Below are 380 nucleotides of genomic sequence, written 5' to 3'. Positions count from 1 at the left end.
GGGGTCATTATGTCTATGTACATTACCTAGTTTTTAGATTTATATTTATTGGAGTTTGGATTGAGAAAATTTATTTGTGCAATGACTGTGTTGTTGACTTTTGTCTTACTTATAATGTACTTCCTATCTTTTATATTTAATGGTTACCTATACGAGATGGTTAAGTTAAATAAAGAACTCACGGTTGTAAGCGCGATTAGAGTGATGGTTCCTGTAGCTATATTTATATTCTATATTTGGGCGCATTTTATTTATCATAAAGATACTTACTACGAAAATAAAATAATAGATGATAGCTATAAGAAGCCAAAGATTCTTGGTATGATGATTATTATACCACTCTCTTTGATTTTCGGAGGGTTCATTGGTGAGCTAAACTC

The 380-nt window shown here is 30.8% G+C and carries 1 protein-coding gene; it reads left to right on the top strand.

The annotated features are described in order from the left end of the window. Positions 1-60: 60 nt before the first annotated feature. On the top strand, positions 61-380 hold a 320-nt coding region (locus tag AB4653_RS22850), incomplete at its 3' end, for a hypothetical protein (protein WP_372105397.1).

Source organism: Vibrio sp. 10N.222.48.A3, from assembly GCF_041475345.1.
Classification (GTDB): Bacteria; Pseudomonadota; Gammaproteobacteria; order Enterobacterales; family Vibrionaceae; genus Vibrio; species Vibrio tasmaniensis_A.
Note: the sequence above shows the minus strand (reverse complement) of the source record. Positions and strands in the feature narration are given on the sequence as shown.